Source organism: Pseudomonas sp. ES3-33 (genome assembly GCF_000952175.1).
Classification (GTDB): Bacteria; Pseudomonadota; Gammaproteobacteria; order Pseudomonadales; family Pseudomonadaceae; genus Aquipseudomonas; species Aquipseudomonas gregormendelii.
On record NZ_JZRI01000018.1, the window covers coordinates 1 to 4,935 of the forward strand.

Here is a 4,935-nt window from a genome sequence, read left to right on the forward strand (position 1 = left end):
TTAGTTTTTTTGTCTTAATTTAGATAACAAAAATCCATTGTTTTTCTAATCTGCGAGCGAGCAGCGCACGGTCAACAAGTAATAATACCGCGTTTCGTCACTATGCTCTTCTAGGCGATGATTTAGAAACCAGTCTAGATGCTTTCTCTGCCAAGTCCACGGCGTTTCTCGCTGCCAGCGTTCAGCAATTTCATTCTGGATGGTCTTCGCCTGCCGTAAATGGCGTTGCCGTGTCGCGGGCGACCCCGTAAGCATTACACCCAAGAACAGTTCCATGTCGAATGGCTTACTCATGACCGCCCTCCAATATAGGCAGCGACCACATCGATCCGACCGTGCCCCAGCTCGTAGCTGATTTGCCTTCGGGCCTCACGATCAAGGTTCCTATCTACCTGGCAACATTGGTCGCCATTAATAGGCGCGCGGTGTTGGGTGATTTGCTCATAGCGCTCACATGCGTGCCGCTCGTAGCTCATGGAAGCCTTTGAGGTTGTGTGCATGCATGATGTCCCGTGCAGGGCGGACAATTCTTTGTAGAAAATTCAGGTAGCTTTCGTGTGGCGCGATGAGATTGCGGCTCCCCTCAGGCAACACCTGTCGTGCAACCCCAAGTGCACCTCGAACATGGTCGTCCACCGCAATCCAACGTGGTGCCGAGGCGCCGGCGCGGCCGCCCTTGGTGCCATCCTGGATGTTGATCCTGCCTAAATTTTGGGCCTCACGACTTAACCGTGGCAGGTCAGCCAAGATGGCCTCACGCAAGCGCATGCCGGTGGCTCGCGCTAACAGAACAATCGCGGCGGCCCGTAGCTGATGATGACGGCAAAGCGCATCGACGATTTGCTGAACCTGTTTGCGGTCCTGGCCCTGTGGCACCGACTGGCGAACCCCGTTGCGCTGCATACGCAACGCTTTGCTCGGGGTGGGCAACTTCACGCACTGATCACCGCGAAGCGCCGCCATGGTCCTGTTAACGCTGGATAGCCGATTTTGCGCGGTGCTGATGGCGAGGTCGCCGCGCCCAACCAGGTCACGGAGATACGCCGCATAGTTGGCCAACACCTTCCGATCAACCTGCCGCGCGTCATTGATACCGGGCCCCTGTTCGGATCGGCACCACTTCACAAATGCCTGCCACCGATCAGAATGCGCCTTGACCGTGCCGTAGTGGCCACCGCCGAACATGTCTTTCAATGCCTGCGGCCCCGCATAGCTCAATTGCCTGCCATAGCCGAAATTGTGGCCATCGCGTTTACCCACCAATGTCATGTCGGTCACCCATCCGCCGTTCTCCGATCCTCGCCCCACGTCATCCCGCCAAGAATGCTGAGTGTTATCAGGGTTCAAGGCCCCTGCGACCTGTGGGGATGTCCTCTAACGCGGGACTGACGACTCCTCACGACCGGGAGCAAGGGCATCCCATGATCTGGCCTCCTGAGCACCGTTACCGGTGGGCGGGTGGAGGCTGCACTGGCTGACGAGACCAATGCCGCGAGATCCTGAGTCGGGTGAAGGCAGTGAAGCGATGACCGGGGCATGCCTGACTGTCAGTCAGGTGCAGTCCATTCCATGGTCTGCGGCACCATCATCTATATCGCTGTTGCTGGTGACTTCGGTGTTTGTCACGCCGATTGTCACGAGGGGAAATGCCGGAATGCCTTGTACGAGGTGGGCTGCAGCAATGGTAGGAGCGCCCGTCTCTTTCCGGAAGAAAGAGACGGGCGCAGGTTTGCGCAAGGAAATGGCCAAGCGGATAGGTTGCTGCAGGGCAGCTATGAAAGGGGATGAGTTGCCGCAGTGGGCACACTGGTAAAAGTAGGCATCCATCACATCGCTGTGACCGTGCGAGCCGCCGGACGCTAATCGCACTTTGGGAGAACCACCACGGTGTGGCGTAGCCTTAAAGGTTCTGGCTACCTGGGGTTGCTGTCAGCGACAGCGCTTTGCCCGATCTTTTTTACGCCTGTGGATAATTCGGGTCAAGGCTCGAATTTTGGGGAATTCTGCGGCTGTGGATGAAATTATCCACCGGTGGAAATCAGTGGATTTCCACAGATAGTTGCTTGGGCTTTAGATTTTTAAGTGAGGTCCATTTAAGCAGGGCGCCTTTGCAGCCATGCTGAAATGGACCCTGATTGAAGAGGTCTAGTGCAATTCAGGATAGGCGATACTGTTAATTATCGTCCCAAAATACTTTTTAGCTCGTTCAGGCATAATTTCGGAAGGTCGATTGAGTTGATATTGATTTTCGAAAGAGCTTCCAAATAATCTTCTACATCTACGGCGTCTGTGTTCCCGATGATTTTCTTCAATCTAAGCGCAGTAAATCTTGAAAAGCCTACTGACATCAGACCTAATTCAACTTTGTTACATGAGCCGAACTCTAGGAAAGTGTGGTAGGGAGCCTGTTGAGCGTCTTCTTTGGAGAATCCTCTTTCCAATAAAGCTAGCTCTAGAAGATCTTCGTATGCGCTAAGGTATTTAACGAGCCTAAACCTTATTGCGCTTTCGATAACTTTCAACACCTGTCGAATTATTGAGGAGGCGCTTAATTTATTATCGTCGTCTCTGCGGACGTAATTTACGCGATCTTTGAGTATAGATCCGATGGATTTACCAGTAACCCAATCGTGTGCGAGATTACATATAAGATTTCTATATTTTATAGAGTTTACTGTTGCATCCCAAGAAAAATACTCACAAACGAGATCCACAGCATTTGACATTCTTTCTTTTCCGCCAACCTCGAACGGCTGCAAAAGCGAAAGATGGTCAATGCTCAGCGCTCCAATCATATGGTTATAAATATGTTGGAGGTGGTCTGGTCTCAATGATCGATGGGCCTCAAGAATATCATAAGGAAGCGTGACCTCAAGTGATCTTATATGGATTAAGTTATCGTTGAAAATTTCGGCGGTGTCAGAGGTGCTGTACTTCGCTGTTAGTTCCGTATCAGTTGACGTCATGCTTTCATGAAAAAGCTTACTAAATCCGGCTTCGGCTATCTCCTTTTCTTTTTCATCAGTTAGAGACTCGTTTATAAGCTCCTGAATAATTTTCCCCCCGTCACCCATAATTTTATCCATGGATGATTTTATTTCTTGTAGAGTATCGCCCTTGTAGGATTCGTCCACCCAACTTCCTGGTCTTATACACCATATGTTGCCATGGAACTCCTGGAGAAGTCTGCCGGCTCTTCCTGCTAGATTTAAGAAGTCCGATCGCAGCATTGGATTTTTGCCGCTGTACGGGTTGTCAATCACAATATGCTTTGCGGGAAGATTGACACCCTGCAATAGGGTGCTGGTACAACATATGTATTTGATTTCTCCAGATCGAAATAAATCTTCGATACCAGCCCTTACAATGGAAGGAATGTCTCCATAATGGAAAGCTACGCCGCTTTGCAGGCTTTTTACCAATCCGTGCTCTTCGTGGATCTCGCTTCTAATAAAACTAACAAATTCTTTAATGTTGTTGCTTGGTTCGAAATTTTTATTGAGTGAGGAAAGCTCGCTTGCTATTTTTTCGGCGTCACTGGGGTCGTTTGCAAATATTATTGTAGAGTCATCGTTCTTTGTTATCGCATAGGCTAGATTTGCTCTTTGCTTGAAGATGCTGTCTCTAAAGCGGAAATTTACATGGCGCTCCCCGATTGTGATGTCAAATTTATTCGTGAGCAGCGAAACGTTAACCATGTTAGGCTTTTTGTTAACTTCGGAAATTAATAAGATATTCTGTGATACGGGTGAAACTGTTTCGGTGAAGAACTGCCCATTATCACTGCGTTTAAATAAATTTAGTAAGTATCCAGGGTTCTTTATGAGAGGGCTGGCAAACATAAGCGACGTTTTGGGATGTTTCGATAGTGCGATTTCAACTGCATTGTGTAGTACTATCCCTCGATTCCCTTTTTGAATTTCATGCGCTTCATCCACGATGAGTGTGGAAATCTGTTGCGTGTTATTTTTTGGCTTTAGAAGGGTTAGAAGTCTTTCAGGTGTGAGAATATATACAATGCTTTTGAATTTCGATTCTGTTTCCAGCGGAAATGGCGCGGTTCGAACCGTCGTGTCATTTATGTTTTCACGCTGAAGTGTTTGCCGGATTCGGTTTGAAACTTCACTTATTAGAGCGCGTGTTGGTACTATGTATACAACGACCTTTTCTGTACAAGACTTTAATCGGCGGACTAGGTCTATGTTCAGGATAAATGATTTTCCCGCTGAAGTAGGCGCGGAGACACTTAAGGATGTTTGCTTTTGTAAGGCTTCTAAAAGCTTATATTGAAAATCCGTTAGAAGAATTCCCTCGTTGGTGGAGTTTTCGGCCTCGCGTGCAACTCTTTCCAATGCAAGAGAAATAGGAATGCTGGGTCGTTCATCTTGCGTGTAACGACTACGCAATAGTGTGCGTCCTGGAAAATTCCCTAGCCTAGAAAGTATAATGTCTGCTGCAGAAGTTATATCTATGGCGGATTCTTCGGTAGACTCTATAAGTCTACTCATTATTTCGTAAGACAGAATTAAATCGCTGGGCTCTTCGGATAGGGAAAGCGCCGAGGATACTCCAATAAGTTTTTTAATTTCGGCTTCTGTCATCGAGGCAGCGTTTATTGGGACTGGGAGTAGCGACTCTATGTTTAGCTTGTAAAGCTTTGCTATCTGGGGTTGAAATTCTTCGGCGATATTCATGGTTTAGTCCAGGGCTGCGTTGAATTCATCACGAAACTGCTGGACAGATGGAAATGGGAGGAAAAAAACTTCAAAATTAAGATGTTTTTTTTCAAAATCGCCAAACCTTGAGTTTAGTGCTTTAGATATGTTCTTGCTTTCGGTAAGTAGCATTTGGCGGAATTGACTAGAAAGATCGCTTTGTTTGATTTTGTGGATGTTTTGATATTCTTTCCAGTTGTAGCCGATTAGGCATGCGTGG

At 47.9% G+C, this 4,935-nt stretch carries 1 protein-coding gene and 3 pseudogenes; all 4 read right to left on the reverse strand.

Annotated elements, in window-relative coordinates; all coding sequences use genetic code 11:
* Positions 1-19 precede the first annotated feature (19 nt).
* A pseudogene (locus UB23_RS02380) lies at positions 20-294 on the reverse strand (hypothetical protein).
* Positions 291-1,269: pseudogene (locus UB23_RS02385) on the reverse strand (integrase domain-containing protein). The pseudogenes UB23_RS02380 and UB23_RS02385 overlap by 4 nt, the downstream one beginning before the upstream one ends.
* Before the next feature lie 908 nt (positions 1,270-2,177).
* Positions 2,178-4,694 carry a DEAD/DEAH box helicase gene (locus UB23_RS02395; protein ID WP_045057743.1) on the reverse strand — a complete coding sequence of 839 codons (2,517 nt, stop codon included), beginning with the start codon at positions 4,692-4,694 and terminating at the stop codon, positions 2,178-2,180.
* A 3-nt stretch (positions 4,695-4,697) separates the two neighbouring features.
* Positions 4,698-4,935, reverse strand: a pseudogene (locus tag UB23_RS30085) (DUF1837 domain-containing protein); the annotation flags it as partial.